Origin of the sequence: uncultured Pontibacter sp. (genome assembly GCF_947502515.1) — a bacterium.
GTDB lineage: Bacteria > Bacteroidota > Bacteroidia > Cytophagales > Hymenobacteraceae > Pontibacter.
The window spans coordinates 107,450-127,553 of sequence record NZ_CANNAI010000007.1; the positions used below are offsets into that span (position 1 = coordinate 107,450).

At 39.8% G+C, this 20,104-nt stretch carries 13 protein-coding genes; 1 reads left to right on the plus strand and 12 read right to left on the minus strand.

The window, feature by feature from the left end:
• Positions 1–14: 14 nt before the first annotated feature.
• The 3 genes from Q1A54_RS16855 to Q1A54_RS16865 form a co-directional block, all read right to left on the minus strand.
• Entirely contained in the window at positions 15–1,400 is a 1,386-nt protein-coding gene (locus Q1A54_RS16855; protein ID WP_299990504.1) for an MBOAT family O-acyltransferase, read from the minus strand.
• 436 nt (positions 1,401–1,836) lie between these two features.
• Positions 1,837–3,477: a GNAT family N-acetyltransferase gene (locus Q1A54_RS16860; RefSeq protein ID WP_299990506.1), complete on the minus strand. Its 1,641-nt coding sequence runs from the start codon at positions 3,475–3,477 to the stop codon at positions 1,837–1,839.
• A gap of 214 nt (positions 3,478–3,691) precedes the next feature.
• Entirely contained in the window at positions 3,692–5,362 is a 1,671-nt protein-coding gene (locus Q1A54_RS16865; protein ID WP_230392243.1) for a GNAT family N-acetyltransferase, read from the minus strand.
• 802 nt (positions 5,363–6,164) lie between these two features.
• On the opposite strand from Q1A54_RS16865, the gene Q1A54_RS16870 reads away from it, so the two are divergent.
• Entirely contained in the window at positions 6,165–7,550 is a 1,386-nt protein-coding gene (locus tag Q1A54_RS16870) for an exopolysaccharide biosynthesis polyprenyl glycosylphosphotransferase (protein WP_299990519.1), read from the plus strand.
• A 108-nt stretch (positions 7,551–7,658) separates the two neighbouring features.
• Here the strand turns inward: Q1A54_RS16870 and Q1A54_RS16875 are convergent, their stop codons facing one another.
• The 9 genes from Q1A54_RS16875 to Q1A54_RS16915 form a co-directional block, all read right to left on the minus strand.
• Entirely contained in the window at positions 7,659–8,765 is a 1,107-nt protein-coding gene (locus Q1A54_RS16875) for a DUF354 domain-containing protein (RefSeq protein WP_299990521.1), read from the minus strand.
• Between the two features lie 185 nt (positions 8,766–8,950).
• On the minus strand, positions 8,951–10,138 hold the full coding sequence (locus tag Q1A54_RS16880) for a glycosyltransferase (RefSeq protein WP_196119801.1): 1,188 nt from the start codon (positions 10,136–10,138) through the stop codon (positions 8,951–8,953).
• A 50-nt stretch (positions 10,139–10,188) separates the two neighbouring features.
• Complete coding sequence (locus Q1A54_RS16885; RefSeq protein WP_196119799.1) at positions 10,189–11,301, minus strand: glycosyltransferase family 4 protein; 1,113 nt, start codon at positions 11,299–11,301, stop codon at positions 10,189–10,191.
• Positions 11,302–11,416: 115 nt separating this feature from the next.
• On the minus strand, positions 11,417–12,712 hold the full coding sequence (locus Q1A54_RS16890; RefSeq protein WP_299990525.1) for an O-antigen ligase family protein: 1,296 nt from the start codon (positions 12,710–12,712) through the stop codon (positions 11,417–11,419).
• A 7-nt stretch (positions 12,713–12,719) separates the two neighbouring features.
• Positions 12,720–13,076, minus strand: a complete 357-nt coding sequence (locus tag Q1A54_RS16895) for a hypothetical protein (protein ID WP_196119796.1) — start codon at positions 13,074–13,076, stop codon at positions 12,720–12,722.
• Positions 13,077–13,491: 415 nt separating this feature from the next.
• A complete protein-coding gene (locus Q1A54_RS16900; RefSeq protein ID WP_299990528.1) occupies positions 13,492–14,964 on the minus strand; it encodes a hypothetical protein in 1,473 nt (490 codons plus the stop codon).
• On the minus strand, positions 14,924–16,483 hold the full coding sequence (locus Q1A54_RS16905; protein WP_196119792.1) for an oligosaccharide flippase family protein: 1,560 nt from the start codon (positions 16,481–16,483) through the stop codon (positions 14,924–14,926). Before Q1A54_RS16905 ends, Q1A54_RS16900 begins: the two co-directional genes overlap by 41 nt.
• A gap of 139 nt (positions 16,484–16,622) precedes the next feature.
• Positions 16,623–17,717: an NAD-dependent epimerase gene (locus Q1A54_RS16910; RefSeq protein WP_196119790.1), complete on the minus strand. Its 1,095-nt coding sequence runs from the start codon at positions 17,715–17,717 to the stop codon at positions 16,623–16,625.
• Positions 17,718–17,773: 56 nt separating this feature from the next.
• The gene (locus Q1A54_RS16915; RefSeq protein ID WP_196119788.1) at positions 17,774–20,095 is read right to left on the minus strand and encodes a polysaccharide biosynthesis tyrosine autokinase; all 2,322 of its coding nucleotides are present in this window, start codon (positions 20,093–20,095) and stop codon (positions 17,774–17,776) included.
• Positions 20,096–20,104 lie beyond the last annotated feature (9 nt).

Here is a 20,104-nt window from a genome sequence, read left to right on the forward strand (position 1 = left end):
ATCGCCCTATACCTTTAGAATTGAAAATAAATGAACTGACCACCATCGAATACACCGAACAAAAGAATGATCACAGCCATAGCGGTATAGGAGAAGTAGCGTACCTGCACTTTTCTGTTTTCGAAGAGCTCAATGTTAGGATAGTACTCCCGCACATATTCTACAATAAAGAGTAGCGCAATTGCCATAACAGAGTATACCATATATGACCTGCTATCTCCAATAAAAGGCACGTTAGCCGTTGTAAAAATCTTGCTGATAATCAGAAAAGCATCTGATAAGGTATTGGCCCTAAATAATATCCAGGTGAAGGCAACCAGCATGATGGTTGTGATAATCTGAAGGCTTTGATAAACGCTGCTGTTTGTTGCCAGCCTGTTCCAAATGCTTTGCCTGAAAATATATTTTTTGCTGATATTGCTCATAATCAGAAACACACCGTGCATTGTGCCCCAGAGCACAAAAGTCCAGTTAGCTCCGTGCCAGATGCCGCTTACCAAAAACGTAACAAGGAGGTTAAACTGCCAACGGTGGAATGGAACCCTGTTGCCACCCATAGAAATGTATACATAGTCTCTGAACCAGGTAGAGAGTGAGATGTGCCAGCGACTCCAAAACTCCGCGATTGACTTTGCAAAATATGGTTGGTTGAAGTTCATCATCAGGTTAAAACCCATCACACGGGCGCTCCCAATGGCGATGTAGGAGTAACCTGCAAAGTCCCCGTAAATTTGGACAGTAAAGAAAAGCGTGGCAAGAAGCAATGTGGTGCCGTCGTGCTTGTCGGCGTTGTTGTACACGGCATCAACATAAATCGACAACCTGTCGGCCACAACCAGTTTCATGAAAAAGCCCCAGAGCATAAGTTTGAGGCCTTGCACGGCGCGGTGGTAGTTAAAGTCAAACTTTTGGTGAAACTGCGGCAGCAGATTGGCTGCACGTTCAATAGGACCTGCGACTAACTGCGGAAAAAAGGAAACAAACAGGGCGTAAATACCCAGGTGCTTTTCAGGCTTTAAGTTGCCCCGGTATACGTCAATAGAATAACCTACTGCTTGAAAGGTATAGAAAGATATGCCAACTGGAAGCAGAATATGTAGATTAGGAACTTCCCAGCGCATATTGAACTGAGACAGCAACTCGAAAACAGACTCGTTTATAAAATTGAAATACTTGAAGAAGAACAGAATGCTGAAGTTGGAAACTAAACTGAAGAGTAGGAATGCTTTCTTTTTACTAGCGTGATGTGTCTTATGGATCAGAAGTGCACAGAAGTAGGTTATAATGGTGGAGAGGAATAGAAGCAAAGCATAAACCGGAATCCAGTTCATGTAAAAGTAATAGCTTCCTGCCAGCAGCAGCACCCACCTATACCTGGCTGGTAGGGCGAAATACAGCAAGCAAATGCTAGGGAAAAATAGCAGGAACGAGAAAGAATTGAATAGCATATTCTATTATATTAAACGTTCCTATAATACACTGGATTGGTTAAGTCTAAGTTTTTTTAAATTGGTTTATAATAAACCATGCAATACTTATACGCTTTATATATAGTGTTGTTTTTATTTTAATAAAAAATATGAATTATTAAGCAGTGAATTGATGTGCTATAACTGAAAAGCTGACGGTGTAATTTAAGTTGTACACGCGAACTCCAACTTTGTCTACTATTAAATGTAGCTGCAATTTGAATTGCCTAAACATAATACTTTAATTAAGGATGACGTCTGTAAAGCATTAAGTTTAATGAGAGGAATTAGTTGTAGTGCTATTTAGTATTGACTTCATAGCATTACAAAATAATCTGTAATAAGAATGACTTCCTTTATGCAAAATTTAAAATAAAGTAGACTTAAAGCCTGCCTCTTCTAAAGCCCTGCTTATGTGTCGTTCCTTTGTCATAGCATACACTACCCGATCATCTGAGGACTTAACTGCAACAGAAGCTAAGAAACTTGCTAAATGTCCAATACTTTCCCGGTGACCGTACAGCCCCTGTAATATCAAGTCAGCCTCTTTTGGTGTGACGACATTTATTGTCCAAGGCCCTAACCAGGCGCATGCTAGCAGAAGACCGTCCTTTGCCCAAGTATAGCAGCGCTGCCCGCCTTCAAAACGCTTCATAGCATCCTCTAGAAACTCCCAGCGAGTAAGCCATTCACCTTGATCGTTATAATTTAGTAGATCTTCCAGGCTCATGCTATTAACTTGTATTGCTGTGTTTAGTGCCTTAATTGAATATAAGTCAGCACTGTAAATAATATCCTTATTGGTTAGCTTTATAAAATTAACACGATCAATAATTGTTGGGTTTAGATTTTGTCTGACTTTTTTAGATACTATCCAAGCAGTTTTTTTAAAGTCTTTGAAAGCAGTTTTTTTTGCTCCTGCTTTCAGCATAAGCGCCTTTATATAATTAGTCAGTATGTACTGTATCTTTTGGATTAAAATATGACGAGGGCTACTAAAGGTAAGACTGAATGCCTGTATATAATGGTTTGCAAGACCATCTTTATAAGAATTTTCACCAGGCGTTAAATCAAAAACTTCTAAGTTCTCATCTACCATCTGCTTTCCTAACATCAGGAAATGTAATATACCTGGAGAATGTTTTGCGTAGAAGGGAGAATGGGTATTGAGCCCTTGTAAATGAATCCAGTTCTTTCCTGTAGCTCCTATATTAGAAGCAATAATTTCATCATTTAACTTAAGAATAGTAGCATGTATTACATTTTGATCAAATAAGGCTAGTATGAATTTTTTCTTCAGCTTGTCATCTTTGAACGGGCTAATATTTACTGTAGCTCCTTTTCTGAAATCAAACTGAATTGCAAGTTCATCGATGATAGAAGTAAACTCTCCAACTTCTGTTATTCGCTCGAACTTCAACTCACCAAGTCTTTTCAAACGATTTATTTTCTCTCTTTTATTCTTCTTCCTTAATTCTTTAGTAATACTGTCCTCATCTACGATAAGTAGTGGCTGTTTAAAAGACTGTATCTTGCATTGTCTACTCCAATATGCATCAGTCTTTATCCAGCTAATAGGAGTCGCATAAGGGATGTAATTCAATTGAATAGTAGCTTTAGGAAAATGCTTTCGGAGCAGTTCTAGCGTCTTTTTAATAAAGACCGAGCTATTAACCTCTTCAGCTAACCAGACCTGGTATTCGGCCTGGTTCCCACCTGCACCAGTTATATACTTTTCATTGGTCTTTGCTAAAGTTAGTAGGCCTGTGAGCTTCCCATTATCTTTTGCTAAAACAATAATGGGAATATGCTTTTCTAAATAGACAGTATACCATGAGGTTACAAACTCCCTTTTTTGAAAAACAGTGGCCCATGGACAGCGCTCATACAAACTGTCCCATTCAGCTATGAACCAGTCATCATAAATAAGTGATAATGCATCATCACCAATTAACAAATCTAAAGTCTCAACTCTTCTTTCCAGTATGTTTTGGTTAATATCAATCATATTATCGAAAAGTTATACCTGTTTAAGTAGCTGGGAAGTATTTATTAAGTAGATGTTCGAAATGACACCCTTTTTAAATTATTTGTGATTTAATCAGTTTCTAAGCTTTGAGGGTTTACAAACTTTAGCTTTTTGAATGAGGCTAACTAAGTGGATAATCGAAATTGATAAGACCTGAGATTAAAAGTCTTAGACTAAAGCTTCAACTGGAGTGTTAAACTAGGGCTGACCTGGCAAGTATTTTGCTTCGCTTAGCATCTGCTTCAGATACAATAGCAAGAATTCTTACTGCATCAAGGAGCCTAGTCGCTTCCACTTTTACAATATGGAGGAATCTACCCAGTTGATCTCCAACTATGGTATGATGAGAAATACCGTGTATGATGGCACAGCCTTCAGGTAATACAATTGCGCGATTGTCTTTTCTCGATCTTTCTGGACCAAGAAGCCAAGCGCAAGCGATTAGTTTCCCATCTTCTACCCATGTGAATGACTGCTCTCCTAGCTCAAACCTCTTCATGGCATCACTTAGAAACTCTTGCCGACCCACAAAGGCCTTAGTCTCATCGAAGCATAGAAGGTCCTGAAGACTGTTTCGCTTTATTTGTATAGCATCCACCAAATTGTTAGGCTCTTGATCTGTTCTAAAATCACATAATACTAATTTCTTATTCTTTTGATAATGCGAATAATATGAAACTAAGCCTTGGTTTTTGATAACCCCAAATTTTTGTTTAGTATGAAATAGATAAGCACTGTACTGTTTTAGCAGTCTTATAAAATTTGGTTTGACATGCTTGCGTATGCTCGCTTTTAAGTATTCTTTAGCAACATAGGTAGATTTATTTGTTACAGTAAGTTCATATACTTGATCATAACTATTTGCCAATCTTCCTTTGTAGTGCTGATTACCTGTGGCCATGTTTAAGGTGTCATATCCTTCATGAATAAGCAGCTGCACAAATTTTACAAAACATATAAATCCAGGAGAGTAGTTGGCATAAATAGGGGAGTAGCTGTTAATACCTACACCATGCATCCAGTTGTTCCTTTCTTTTGTGGTAACTAATGATGCTACTATGTCATTGTTTAGCTTAAGCAATGTTACATGTAGCATATCTTGATTGAACATTTCTATTAACAACTGTTTTCTAGCGGGAGAATTGCGGAATGGTGTCAGATTTCTTATAGCCCCCTGCCTAAAGTCATACTGATAAATGAGCTCGTCTAGAACACTATAAAATTCGTCAAAATCAATTACTCGTTCGTAGCTTAATTCTCCCGAGCGTTTTAGACGATTACAATTAGATTTGAATTCTTTTTTGTTAACCAGCTTTTCAGCCTCCGGGTTCTTTAGATTCACTAGAGGGCGAGATATTGTTCTTAATATACTCCTCTTTCTAAAATAGGGGTCCTCCTCTATCCAGCTTATAGGGGTGTTCGGAGGAAGCTGGGATAAAGAAATGATATGCCCAGGAAAATATTTTATTAATTTTCGAAGTGATGCTTTGATAAAGTCATTGTCTGATTCAGTAGAAAGCCAAGTTTTATAGTAAGCGTAATCACCACCAGCACCTTGGATTTTCTTATCTTTCCTATTTTGTGCTAATAATAGTAAGCCAGTGAGGTTGCCATTTTGCCAGTTACTGACAATGATTGGTGTGAACTCACTATTATAGAGCTGGTACCATGCTGCCGCAAACTTTTTTTCTTGAAATATAGTTGCCCAAGGACAGGCATTATACAATGTATCCCATTCATCTATAAAGGCTTGTTCATGTATCAGTCCAAGTGCCGCTTCCCCTACTACAATTTTCAATTTATCAGTTAAGGGTGTCGTCATTGCAGGTATAACGGGTGAGGCATTGATTTGCTCTTGCATCATATGAATCAAGATAGAGGTTTAACCATGTCGATTTCAATATTGTTAATCATTTACAGTGTTCTGCCTTCCTTTCGGGGTTTTTGATAATGAAGACAAAGTATCGAGGCTTATCAGCAGGTTAGTTAAAACTATGCTTAGCTCTATATGTCACTTATTGTTCCTGCTGGCTATTAATAATTCAAACTCTTTACGCTAATATTTTATCAATATAAGATATAATTAAAGGATCTGTACTGTGATATTTAACATGATATAAGTATAAACACTATACGATATTTTAGTAAAAAGATACATTTCCCCATAAAAAATATAATTTCATAAGAATTAGACCTTTAGAATGAGCTAAATCTAGACTGATTTCATTCTGCTTATACCCAATTTCAAGTCAGTTTATAATTCTATATAGAAGAGATTTGCTTCAGATTACCTATATGACCCATAACCGAACATGTAGCTTTGAGGAACACGTTGAAAAAGCAAGCGTTTTATGTTTTTAAATATTAAACCTTTTTGATGTTAAAATAATTATTTAAAAAATCAATTTTTCAAATCCAATTTATAATAAATACGTTACTATAATACACAATATAGTTATAGTTAATTTATGTTAAGTTTAATTATTAAACCTGAATAATAAAATTTAATGTGATTTAATCGAATAATTGTCTTGTGTTATAAATTGAATTTTACTTTTAATTTAGATTATATGCTCTAGACTTTACCCTATCCTAATACAAACAAAATCAAGGTAATAAAGGTGTAAAGATAAGGCCACTCTGTTCATGATAATATTGTAAATAATATGGAGAAGGTTATGATTAAATCAAAGCAGATAGTAAATTCTGTGTATTTTGGTAGAGACATATTCGTGTTATTTATTTCATTCCTGTTTTCATTATATCTTTTTAGTGACAGAGAGTATATGGGGGCTGAATGGGCATTATTTTTAAGTATGTTTTTCTCCTGGTTTTTGTTAGGTTACTGGAAAAACCTGTATAGTGACAACTCTGTGAGGAAAGGTTCGAAGGTTTATAAGTATGCTCAGACTTACATAATGCTAGTTGGCTTCGCATTTGTCTTTTTTGAGGTATTTGGATTACTAGCACCTAATCGTAACGTACTTATTGCGTTTTCATTAGGCATCCCATTAATTGGCATACCTTTAAACTATCTTCTTAATCGCTTTGTAGAAAAGATAGCAGTTAACCAGACGAAACATACGCTAATAGCAGGTATAGGTGATTCTGCTAACCATGCTTACAAGCAACTTCAAAGCAGCCAATTAGCCACTCACAATATTAAAGGTTTTATTAAATGTAAAGAGGAAGAGTGCCAGGTTGAGCAAGATAGGATAGTTGGTGACTTAGATGCCATGAACCAATATCTTATGTCAAATAAGGTTGATGAGATTGTTATCGCATTACCTATTAAAGTTTCCAAAAAAGTAAAGCGTGTAATTGATGCTGCCGATTATCATGGCATTAGGGTTAAGTATATTCCCGATTTTCAAGGTGTTTTGGGTAAGTCATATAAGCTATGCCGTTATGGAAACATGGATGTTATTAATGTAAGACAGGTACCACTCGATAAAAAAAGTGCATCCATCTCCAAATATGTATTTGATGTACTATTCTCTTTCTTTGCACTTCTTTTCCTGATGCCTGTCTTTGCTATTATTGCAATTCTTATTAAACTAGATTCAGATGGACCTATCTTTTATTGCCCAGTCCGGATAGGAAAAGGAGGCAAGCCATTTAGACTCTTCAAGTTTAGAAGCATGAAGGTATGCGATAAGGCAGTAGGAGGAAGTTTATCAACAAAAGCAGGAGACGAGCGTATCACAAGGCTAGGCCGTATCCTGAGAAAATATAGTTTGGATGAATTGCCACAATTCCTAAATGTACTTCTCGGAGATATGAGTGTCGTGGGACCTAGGCCACATAGGAGCTACCTGAACCAACAGTTCCAAGCCAGTGAAGAAAAGTACATGATCCGTCATTATTGCAAACCGGGCATAACCGGATGGGCTCAGGTTAATGGATGGAGAGGCCCTACTGAAACCAAAGAACAGAAAAGCCAGCGCACACAACACGATTTGTGGTATGTCGAAAACTGGACGCTATCGCTTGATCTTAAAATAGTGTATATGACTGTTTTTGACAAAAAGACTCATCTAAGCGCTTTCTAACAGTTTTCTATGGTTCCGAATTATAAAAAGTAAACCTGTGATAAGCACGTCTGATCACAGGTTTTTCAGTTTAAAAAAGATTGCATTATTAAAGAAGGCCTGCCTTAATTATATGGCAGTAGAAAAGGGAGGTGTAGTAAGTTGCTGCAAGGGCCGAATAAAGGTAGGTGTTGTATTAGTCATGTCGTATTTCAATACTTCATGCACCATAAATTGAGTAGTATCGATACATTCGGATAAAAGCTTCTCCCGAATCTTCCTAAACTTTTCGAAGCTTTGATCATCCATTATAAGTTCTTCTGCTTTTGCTATAGCCCGTTCCTGGTCTTCCAAGCTTTCTGTGAAATTGAACACAATGCCATACTTACGCTCTTCCTCATCGGTATAACCTCTGCCATCGTTGTCTAGAAAAATAGCTGGTGTGCCGAGTACTGCAGCTTCTGATGCCATTGTAGCGCTTTCGCCAAAAAGCAATGAGCTGTAATAAATAGCGTCGTGCATCTTGTCGAAAGGAATTTTAATTCTGTATTGTTCCAGTTCCTGTGGCAGTTCACCCTCTGACGTAATAAATACTCTGGCATGCTTTGCGAGCTGCTGCACAGCTTTAATCTTGTTGACAAGCGACATACCTGTATGCCCAAAATCGTGCGCGGCCGCCCAAGATACGAACCTAACGATGACATACTTTTCGTTTTCATTCACACCTAATATATCAAGTATATCTGGGTCAGGTTTAAAGTAATTAGGATGTAAGTAAGCCAGTTCCATAAAGCTATTGAACCGCACGTGCTTGCTGCCCAGATCAAGACGATAGCAGGCTGGCGTAAAAACCCTGGTAGCAAAAGGAACAGTGAGCTTGTGGTGTAAGGTGGCATGCTCAGTATCACTGAACACTAGCGAGGGCTTGCCAAGCAGCTTGGCCACATGCGAGGGATATGGATGCAGAAAATTAAGGTATAGATCTGGCTCAAGCTCTTGAGACAGGCGGAGTAGTTTCAAGTCAGCATACAGTAGGTAGATGAACTTGCCAATTTTCCCATCCTTCCCTTTACCTCTGTCGATGTAAGGTATACCATAGAGATTAAGCAGACGATGTGCCATCTCTTTATCCCTGGACACAAATAGTATTTCATGTCCTCTGCTGATCATTATTTTAGAGAAGTTTCTAAAATAATGAACGTGTGCGGGATGGTTTATATCGATTAGGACTCTCATAGGCTAACAAAAAAGCAGTGATAAATATGAAATAGCTTCCAGCGATGATACCTTTGTCAAACTTCTATTGATTTGACTATTCTTTCAAGATTCATTGTTAGCTAGTGATTGCAACGCTGCGGAGTAGGCATCTATTCTTAAAGGAAAGATCTTATTCGTATAAGGACTGCTCAAAGCTTATGTTTTCACAGCTCTAAGACCTTATTGTCTATTTTGCTGACAGGTATAGTGCGTAACACAGCAGGTTTTTTGAGGATCGCTAACTGGTATACCTGTTCAAATGATCTACCCATTTTCTCAACAGTGAAATTTTCGTAAATCGTTTTACGACTTACTTCGCCAAATGCCGTCCGCTTTTGTTCATCATTAACCAACTCCATAACATAGGCTGCAATATCTTCTGCTGTATCATGATCTTCTAAAAGATAGCCGTTTACATCATGCCTAATAATTTCTGGAGTTCCCCCTTTATTACTAGCGATTACTGGTTTGCCCAATGTCATATACTCCAATATGGCATTTGATATGCCTTCTCCGTTGGGAGAAAGAAGCATGCCGATATCGCATGCATTAACAAGACTCTCCACTTCGTTTATGGCGCCTTTAAAAAGCATTCTAGGGTTTTTATTAGTCGCTTCTAGCACATGTTGGTAAGTAGGGTCATGTTCAAGATATCCTCCCACGCCAATAAAAGTAATATCGTCGCGCAAAGCAGTGACAATGCGACCAACTTCAACAAACATGTTATAATCTTTATTCGGAGAGACGGATGCAACCATGACTACAGCATACCGTGTATTAATGCCATAAATCTTTTTTATATCCCAAGCATTCTGCAGATTCTCAAAGCGTTCTAGATTCAATCCATTATAAATCACCCTGCTCTTATGTTTTGGAGGTTGAAACGTTGTTAAACCAGCCTTCGAGTTAGAAAGAATAACAGCAGACATGCTGAAAATGAGGCGATCTAAAGCATAGGAAAGAGAAAACTTGCTCGTAGTCGGAGGCGCTGAAGTAATCTGGCTGTTGATGAGCGGGATTGACTCCAGTGCCACAGTTGGTAAGGTATAAAAAGATTGCATCTGTCCCCAGGAATGAATCAAATCGGGGTTAAACTTTTTGCAGTACTTATAAAACTGATAGACCACTGTAGGATCTTTCCGCCGCCATACCTTGGGTAAGATTTGGTACGGAATATCCAGGGTTTGAAATTTAGGATAATGAATTAAATCAGAAGTAAGCAGTACTAGCATCTCGTAACAGCCTTTACTTTTCAGGTAGGTCAAAAGCTCTAATAAACGTCTCTCTTTTCCCCCGGTTCTTAAGCTACCGATAAAAAAAACGATACGGATCTTACTTTGGGTGACTTTCATAATATGAATTCATAAAGTATTGTAGCATTCAGTTAGCTTAAAAGATTAATCTAATTGTCATTAAGAAAACCTACCAGCTCTTTTGTCAGGGGCCGGTAATCATGTTTTGCAGCAACGTATTCCAATACATTGTCAGACATTTGCTTATAACCTTCCGGAGATACAACTGAGAGCTTAGCCAGTAAATCATTAGCATTTTCGTAAACTATACCTAAGTTGAAATCAGATATAATACTGTCAGGGTTTACATTGACACTTGTGAGAATAGGAGTTCCAATTACCATAGCTTCTAAGAAGGTGTTGCTGAAGCCTTCATAGTGCGATGTATTTAGCAGAAATTTCGCTTTTGCCAAAAAGGGGAGTACCTGATCTCGTTTTATGAATCCATAGAAACTTACATTCGGTAGCTCCTTCAACTTATCGAGATAATACAATGTATCAGCATCAATATTGATCGACTCCTTACCTGCTATCAGGAACTTCTGTTGAGGTAGCTTACTGGCAATTTCGTAAAGCAGCTTCAAATTTTTCTGGTATTGGAAAAGTCCCAGCCAAGCAATATAGTTGCGGTAATCACTTCTGTTTTCTACCAGGTTATTCGAAAGGTATATAGGGTTAGATATTTTTTTGACAGGCTTTAGGGGAAACTGTTTTTGGATTTTGTCAAACTGATACTCGTTCTGGCACAGAATGTAATTAGACAACCGCATACCCATATTCTGAAAAGCCCAATTGGCTTTGGAGTGGTTTTTCAAAAACCGTTTATCAACCAAAAAGTCATTTGAGATGCGTTGTATAAATTTTATGTTTAACCGCTGGCAAACTAGACCTATCACGAAAGAGTGCCAGCTTGGAATGCCTTTGTAGAGGTAGTCCGGTTTTGCTTTCTTGAGTTCGCGATACAGGTAAGGTATACGATAGTAAATCCATCTAAACCAGCGAATACCTTTAGTCGAGTCATAACCAGGAATAAACTTAATAGCTTTGCATTCTTCTTTAAGTGTTCCTGTGCGACTCATGTCGGTTATGATGTATACCTCATGCCCAAGCGCAAGCAGGCCCTGTATCCAGCCATATGCCTGCACTGCCGCACCACCAGATGGCTTTTCCTCTTTAAGAAGAATATTAATAATCTGGTCATCGTAAAATAAAAACTTAGCCATTAGATAGCATAGTAAGTGTTGATAGAATGCGATAAAACGTAATAGTATAATTTGAGCTGCCTGAAATGTAAATTAGGCAACCCAAGAAGGAATAGTTGAGCAATCGATGCTAAATTTAAGCAGGTAATTTATGTAGGTTTACGTCTTTTTTTAGTGCAGGTTTATCTTTTTTTAGTGAAAAGGTGTGATTCTCAGTTTCTCTCTGCTTGGCAACAGGTAGCATGAGTAAAAGCACTATAAACCAGATATTTTCGATTGTTGTATAACGCCCTGTAGTGGTGTATACCATAAATACAACTACACAATAAAAAAAGATAAGTCTGTCTGTCCGGGTTGTGGATGCCTTATAACTTTTCCAAAAGATGGTGAAAATCATGAGCAGGTACAGCACAACCCCAAGTATACCTGTGGAATGTGCCATATTTGTTAGGTCTGAGTGCAATGTACGCTCTTCAAAAATCCCTTTTCCATAGTTGCCAGCGCTATCGAACAGGCCATACCCAAACCAGGGACTATAATCCTCATAAATAAACATATCTTCATAGAGCACCTCATACTCTAGGAAGCGTTTTTCTTCTTCCAATTCACGCTCAGCCAAGTTGCGATGCTCGTAACGTTCGATGAGAACGGTCATGAAACTAGTATTTGCTATGATTGCAAAACCCAGTATAGCCACTATACCGCTAAAAGCTACAACTTTAAGGAGACTTCGCTGCGTTAACAGCAGCAGCACTGCAACGGCTATACCTATCGCAGCAAGTCCCATAACCGACCTTCGTAGAGATAGTGTTACAAAAGAAAATGAAATAACGAACAGCAAAAAATAGATAATGCTTTTTTGATTCACCGCTCTAATCAGAACTACAAAAATGGCGAGAGAGAGCACATTAAAATCAGTAGCGAATAAGTTGCCATATAAAATGCCTGTAGTAATACCATACATGGCGTTAGGCGCATAGCCTACAAAGGTAGAGATCGCCACATTCACTACAAAAATCAGTAGGATGATAAATGCCGCCTGCGATAATTCTTTTAAAAGTATCTCACGCTCAAATTTTCGATAAATGGAGATTATTAAAGGGATAGCGAATAAAAGCCAAGCCACTGAAAACAATGGAGCCCGAATACTCTCGATGTCAGGTGACTGCGTCAGCAATACGGCATAATAGAGCAACAGAGCCAGTGTGAATGGGTTTTCGCGCAAAAAGGAAATGTTGTTGTAAATAAAGTATAAAATGAAAAGTGTGAAGATGATGTAGTATGTCATTGCGGGTAGCACCGGCGTAATGACAGTTTGGGCAAATATGAGAGTAGGTATGTAAATGATAGCCAACTCTTTCTTATACACAAACAAGTATAGCGTAAATACGATAATGAAAATCTCAGTGGCTAGGAAGAAAAGCTCTATCATACCTTTGTTACTTTAGGTTGTCTAAAAATTGACGGGCAAAGGCCACATTTTCCTGTATGGGTCTGCTGGCCTCTAATCGACAAACCTTAACGCCATTTTGCTCCAGCGCCGCCACGGCAATGTTTAGCAACTGGCGCCATTTTTTTGTTTCATTTTCCAATGTATCCTGATCTGCGTTAAGGTGGGATGCTATCACTTTGGTACGTTGGGCCAGCCGCTGCGTGATGAGGCTTATATCCGGTGTATCAATAAACAGTACAGCATAGGGTTTAGGTATTAGCGCCAAGTAAGTATCTAGTGTCTTTTTAACAGTCTGGTAGTCATCATGAAGCAGAAAGGATTTTTGCAGAAACCCCTCTTCCATTAAGCAGGGAGCTCCGTTAGATTTTTCGTGTATGACTTGGTACCGGCAAAAGTCGTAGAACAAAAGGAAGGATGACCTAAAGCGGTTGCCAACCTCTTGGTTCGAGGGCGTGTCAGAGCAAGCCAGAAGATTCCAGCAGAAGTTAACCAAATCACTGTTACCGTCCGAAAACCGGAGTCCGAAGTTCAAGGGTATGCTATTTTCCTTCGGTTTTTTCAATACTCTTCTTAAGTTATACTCGACCCAGTCAAATACTTGGCTAATAGAGGGCTTAGGCAATGCCTGTAGTTCATACTCATGTATCCAACTTGCGGCAGGTGTCCAAGACGCGCATAAGTCTTGGTAAATGGCCGATTTGCCTATGCCAGGGGGACCTATAACTTCTATTACTTTCGAATTCATTGGGTTGATTATATTACAAATTTTCCCAGATTACCTGTTTCACACGCAGCAGCACCTGCTCGTAAGGCTGGTCAGCATCTATATCAATCACTTGAGAGCTACCAAAGGATATTTTAGAGATGTTTTCACATTTCAATTTAATCATGTCTGTATTGTGTTCGGGCTTACGGGCGCATGCTACCTCTGGGCTCACCAATAATCTAAAGACAAGGTCAGCGTCATAGTCGCGCACTTGTCTAAATTTCTTCATTTCCAGGTCCGCGCACCAGTCCTTTGGCAGCAAGTGTGGGCCGTCGTTCATGCCCTTTACATCTAGTTGAGGGAAGCGGTCGCAAATCACCACACTACCAGTACGGCTCATCTTTTTTGCATGCTCCAGCATTTCTATCTTTCGGTTAATTAAAAGAGGGTAGTAGGTGTTGCCGATCAGTTTTCTGAGTATCTGAGAAAATCTATCCCGCTTAAACAACAGATCGGTCTTGGAGATAATCTGCTTGTTGTAACTGAATATGAAAGGGTTCTTTCCGAAATAAAAATAGTGGGCATCGATCTTGTACGTCAGCCAGTTTAAGACATCCCGGGTAAGGGTGCTTTTGCCGGATCCGTCGCTTCCCACAAAAGCGATTACTTTGCCACCCTTAACCAAGGTTTTTCCGAACTTAAATGGGCCGGACAACTTGGATGATGCCCTTGAAGACCTGATGCGGAGTTTATGCAGGTGAGATTTCAAAACCGAAACCGACCAAGGTGTTCGGTAATATGACTTTAGCTGTTCATAAAAATAGATCGACACACCCAGTATACTTGCCGACTTTTGATTGGCCATAATACTGTGGACAGTGGCACCAAAATCAGGGGGCACCCGGAGTTGCAATTCCTTGCACAGCTGGCTGAGCTCTTCAGAATTTGTTTTGGATAGCAGGTATGCCAGCTCTTCTTTTAAATAAACAGGTATAGTCGGGTTGCTTTTTAAACGCTCGGATGGAGGCATTTTGGCCCACATTCTGATGAACAGAATGATTGCCTCTAGTGCGGGCGTAGGTATAGGCCAGCCTGTGGCCACATCATAAATTACGTGTTCGAAAAATTGCTCTAACCAAGGCAGGTATAAGTGTTTCACGTGTTGTATACCTGTAACCAATGCATAGTGGGTATGCAAGTGCAGGAGGTTACCCGTTGCTTCATCAAAGCCTAGCCAATCTTCAACTAGTGGATAGGAGCTCCATGCCTGGCTAATTATTTTCTTATAGCCTAGTTGAGTCATACAAGCCTCATACTTGGCACAATCATCAGGGTGCACAAGCAAATCGAGATCAGTTTTGCCTGCCAGGGATTTTAGGAGGTGCCCGTTGCTCTTCCAATGTGCAAAGCGAATTTCATGCGCTAAGAGCTTTTGAAGAAGCCTTTCCGATTCCTGGGTCACAACATATGTAGTCGTGGTAGTATTAGTTATCATCACGTTTAAATAGTTTAATCCTTGAAGCAAGCTCCAATACAGCTTCCTTTTCCGCACGGCCTAAACCGATGAACCAGAATACAATGCCAATAACAGGTATGGTAAGCGCCCCGATCAAGGTAAGTGATACCCAGTCTGTGATCGTGATAGTCTGACCTATAAAAATTGCCAGGGCGAACAATGCAGACGTTATGAGGATAGGCCGAATCTGTTTCAAACCCATATAGTTGAACTGCATGTGCATAAGCTTACTGAGGAGTAGGGGGTAGCCAACCGAGAGTACCAGGCGACCTATCAGTATACTAAGGCAAAGCCCGATAATGTGGAAATTTTCGATCAGGAAAAAGGACAAGGCAATGGTAAGGGCAGAAGCTATAATTGCCAGGTATACTTTCATCTTCAGGTTCAGGCTGACGTTAATAATGTTGCTGTCGATCTGGAAGAATATGGCCTGCACCGATATCAAAAGGATCAGAAGATTTTCTGTATTGCCTGCATAATGTTCGGCCCCCACCCATAGGTAAATGAAGGACTTGTTATAGAGCAGAATGACAGCGCCCAGTGAAGCCACTAACATCCAATTTAGTGTGATAACTAAGCTGCGGGCCTGCTGCACCTTGTCATACTCTTTCTTGCCATATAAGCTACCTATACCTGGTATCACGCCATTTACAACTGCATTGATAAATCCCTCTAAAGCAAAAGATGTGAAAAGAGTTATGGCATACTGTGTCACATAAATAGGCCCTGCCAGGTAACCCAGAATAATTTTGTCACTGCTAAACAAGAACATTTTGGAGACGGTAAAGCCCATAAACCAGCCGCTCAATTTGCTGTAGGAAAGCACCTTGGCTTTAGTAGTTTTGGCGAAGCCAAACCAGGGGACATGCTTTTTTACTATAAAGTAAAACGTAATACCTGTCGCTAGGGCAACGGCAACTCCTACTGCCGATAAACCAATAAGACCATAGCCCTGCGTTATAACAAATATTTTGAGTGCCCCGCCAAAAACTATGATGACTGCCCTAAAGCCCATGCGCTTATACCCCATGTTCATACCGCGCAGTACCGACTCAAACAGATCGAACAGTTTGTTGGTGACCAATGTCAAAATAAGCAGCGAACAGGTAATACGAATGATGGTGTGATACTCAGGCCCGGCATGTGTAATAACTGGAGCGTACCAGACAATTATAGCACCAATCACTAAGATGATCGGCAGGATAAAAACAGTGACAATAAGTGCAGTAGTAAGATCACTTCTTAGCTCTTGATCCGAAGCGAGGTCTCTTTTCTGAGCTATAGACCACTTCAGGACCTGTGTAGCGCGGGTATCAGCAACATTGGCGAATCCAGTCATCTGGAGAAGCATTTGCCAGATACCATACATCGATCCTCCAAGGCCAGCTACTATATACGGACTCACAATAAAGCCCACAATTTGAACACCGGCATAGTCAATTATACTAGTAATAGAATTGAGGTAAGCACGCTGTCTTAAATTTTCTTTAGGCTTTGGAGCAAGTGGCGCTGTCAACTTAGTCTTCAAGAGAAGGGTGTTTTAGAATGTAAAATCAGTTAGAGCAAGGCACTTAGTATAGATAGAATATAAAGCAACTATTGAGATAGTGCATACTGTATCCCTGAATAGGATTTGAGAAGGATTGGCTGGTTTAAGAGTTTACAAATCAGGTTATATTCAGTGCTTCCGGCTGTATTTCTTGCTGCTTTTTAATAGAATAAAACTTAGTATACCAATCAGTGAATTTCTTCAATCCATAAGCTATTGTTGTATCAGGTTTATAATTGAAGTTCTCTATCAAGTCATCTACATTGGCCCATGTGGCAGTGACATCACCCGGTTGGTTGCCCCGCATCTCAAGGATCGCCTTTTTGCCCATGCATCTTTCAATCTCACTTATAAATGCCATAAGCTGCACTGGCTTATTGTTTCCAATATTATAGATACGATAGGGGGCCGTTGAGCGGGAAGGATCCGGATTTTCGCTATCCCATTCTTTGTAAGGCTCAGCCGGTTTATCCATCACATTTACAATGCCCGCTACTACATCGTCGATGTATGTAAAGTCTCGCTTCATCTCGCCATTATTAAAAACTTGTATCGGCTTGTTGTTGAGAATAGCGTCAGCAAACAAGAAGTAAGCCATATCCGGACGGCCCCATGGCCCATAAACGGTAAAGAAGCGCAGCCCGGAAGTTGGGATATTGTACAGGTGGCTGTAGGTATGAGCCATCAACTCATTGGCCTTTTTACTGGCTGCATACAGCGACACAGGGTGGTCTACGTTGTGTTTCACTGAAAAAGGCATCACACCATTCAGCCCGTACACGCTCGATGAACTAGCGTATACCAGGTGTTGAACTTTGAAATGACGACTTGCTTCCAGTATATTCAGAAAACTGATTAGATTTGACTGCGCATATACATCTGGGTTTGTAATAGAATAACGTACGCCGGCCTGTGCAGCCAAATGCATGATCACATCAAATTTTTCCCTCTCGCATAAAGCCATCAGCGCCTCCTTATTCTCGAGGTTCATTCTGTAAAAGCTGTAGTTAGGGTACTTAAAGCTTTTCACTTCTGTATCCCAATCTACGAGTTCTTCACATATACCGCTTTCAGCCAATCGGGCAAATTTTAGTTTAGTGTCATAGTAGTCGTTAATATTATCAACACCGACCACTTGATTTCCTCTTTGAAGTAGTTTTTCCGCCAGGTGGAAACCTACAAATCCTGCTGTTCCAGTAACTAAAATTTTCATGGCTAGGGTCGATTTTACATTATGAGACTGAAATATTTTATGCGAATTATAATTGATTAAGCGTTTGCTGCAGCGCCACGACCTCTGTAAGTCTTATCAGTATACTTGTGTTCAAAGCCATATCCGTACCCATAGCCGTATTGCCCTTTCACAAAACCTCGTGGTTTCACGCCATTGAAGACAATAGCAACATTGTTCAAAGATTTAATCTTATTGTCGTGTGCCAGGCGTTGTACAAGTGGTTTTGGAGTATAAGCATGGCGCATCACTAGCAGTGATATATCGCAGTACTCTGATAGCAGATAGGCATCAGAAACCAAATCGACCGGTGGCGTGTCAATGATCAAATAATCGTAGGTTAGTTCCAGGTAAGAGATCAGATCTTCCAGTTTGGGGTTGAGCAGTAATTCGGTATGATCACCTACATTGGTTCCTGCAGGTAGTACAGACAAGTTAGTGAACTCTGTTTCGTTTATGATCTCGGGTGGAGTGATGTTACCTTCTGATAGGTATTCAATAATCCCCCTAGTTTTGTAGAGGTTGAATTGCATCGAAGTATTCGGGTTACGTAAGTCCAGATCGAGCAGGGCAACTTTTTTGCCGGAGGAGGCTAAGCTGAGTGCCAGATTGGTGCTCACATAGCTTTTGCCCTCACCAGGTATGCTGGATGTTACCATGATCTTCTTTTTCGTGAAGGTCCTGCCATAGAGCCCAAGCGTAACTCTAAGCTGCCTGAACTGTTCGACCACTGCTACTTCACTTGGGGCTTTAAATACACCTTTCTTATGGTTCTTATTGAAAGAAAGCTCTGCTACGATAGGCGCAGATGTATATAAGGCTATTTCAGAGCGGAAAAGGATCTTTGAATTTAGGAGTTCCTTGCCTGCAATTAACACCAGGCCCAAAACACAGGCTATGATCACTGAGACCAGGTATGTGTAAAGCGGTTTTGGACTTACAGGAATAGGGGATGTGCCTGCCATATCGATTACTTTGCTGTCTTCAGCAGTAGGAGCATAGGAAAGAACTGTTTCTTCCCGCTTTTGAAGCAAGAAATTATAGGCGTTATTCTTTACCATTTGCTGACGAGTCAACTCCATTAGTTCTCGCTCTTTGTGCGGTATAGATTGTAAGGAGTTGTTGTAACCACTGTTTGTAGAAGACAGATTGTTACGGCTCGCCTGTAGGTTCACCCGCTGGTTACGGATATTCTCAATAATTCGCGGACGTATGTTCTCTATCTCATTTGTGATCGAAACTAAGATTGGGTTATTCTCAGCTGTCGTGTTTCGCAATTTCTGATACTGTATTTCTGAATCGTATAGTTTTTGAAGAAGTTGATTGAGTGAGGGGTCGTTTACACCGAGTGTGGAAGGAACAAAACTGCCCGATGTATTTTCAGACTGGACATAACGCTCTACTTTACTCAGCACAGCCAACTGCGTGTTGATCTCGGAAATTTTACGGTCATTATCACGTACATTTTCCAGGTATAGTTTGCCCTGCTCGCTGAGATTTACACCGCCCTGTGTAGACTTAAACTGAACGACCTTATTTTCTAAAGCCTCTAACTCTTCAGTTGCCATTTTAATGCGTTCCTCTATAAAGGCTAGCGTATTGGCAGCCAACTTACTACGTTCTCTTACTGCAAGTTCTTTGTAAGAAGCGATCAGCATGTTCAGAATGTCTTCACCACGTTGAGGAACTGAATCTTTCAGATAGAGGTTAATCACCGCTGACACTTTACTCAAGGCTTGTATCCTTATTTTTGCCATCAATTCATCTGTCACATTAGCAGGATTCGTAATTGTAAAATAAAGAGGCCCTGTAGCAGCTGTTGTCATATTGGGGTTTTTGGCAAACCTGACAATACCATAGGGTGACCTGACCCATTTGTTAATAGGGTAGCTTTTATTATCGATCGTAACTGTTCCATTATCCACAGTAAAATAAGTTTTAAGAACTTCTGTGGCTTCAGCAGGATTTTTTAGTTCAATGATTATGGGAGAAGAGGTGTAGGCAGAAACAGACTTAAACTGCATTTCCTCCTGGATGGGGGCATAGAGGTGCAGATCATTTACAACTTTGCTCAAAAGCGAGCGAGAATGTATAATGTTGATTTCGTTCTCTACAACTTTGTTGGTTGTAAAGTTATCCATCGACTCTGTTATGCGTGACTCACTTACGCCCTTGTTTTCATCTTTGATAATCATGGAGGCAGTAACCTCATATGAAGGTATAGCCAAAAAGTTTTGATAAACCCAACCACCTGTTATAGATAAAACGAGCAATATTATGAAGAGAGGCCAATAAGGGAGATACTTATAAGCTAATGAAACGAAGAAGTTATCTTCTGCATTAGGATTATTATTCGACATAAGTTTACT

Coding starts and splice junctions, on each gene's coding strand:
- Q1A54_RS16865 (WP_230392243.1), bottom strand. CDS start 5,362: ATGATGCAAGAGCAAATCAATGCCTCACCCGTTATACCTGCAATGACG.
- Q1A54_RS16895 (WP_196119796.1), bottom strand. CDS start 13,076: ATGGAAGAGGGGTTTCTGCAAAAATCCTTTCTGCTTCATGATGACTAC.
- Q1A54_RS16910 (WP_196119790.1), bottom strand. CDS start 17,717: ATGAAAATTTTAGTTACTGGAACAGCAGGATTTGTAGGTTTCCACCTG.
- Q1A54_RS16875 (WP_299990521.1), bottom strand. CDS start 8,765: ATGAGAGTCCTAATCGATATAAACCATCCCGCACACGTTCATTATTTT.
- Q1A54_RS16890 (WP_299990525.1), bottom strand. CDS start 12,712: ATGATAGAGCTTTTCTTCCTAGCCACTGAGATTTTCATTATCGTATTT.
- Q1A54_RS16915 (WP_196119788.1), bottom strand. CDS start 20,095: ATGTCGAATAATAATCCTAATGCAGAAGATAACTTCTTCGTTTCATTA.
- Q1A54_RS16860 (WP_299990506.1), bottom strand. CDS start 3,477: ATGATTGATATTAACCAAAACATACTGGAAAGAAGAGTTGAGACTTTA.
- Q1A54_RS16870 (WP_299990519.1), top strand. CDS start 6,165: ATGGAGAAGGTTATGATTAAATCAAAGCAGATAGTAAATTCTGTGTAT.
- Q1A54_RS16880 (WP_196119801.1), bottom strand. CDS start 10,138: ATGAAAGTCACCCAAAGTAAGATCCGTATCGTTTTTTTTATCGGTAGC.
- Q1A54_RS16885 (WP_196119799.1), bottom strand. CDS start 11,301: ATGGCTAAGTTTTTATTTTACGATGACCAGATTATTAATATTCTTCTT.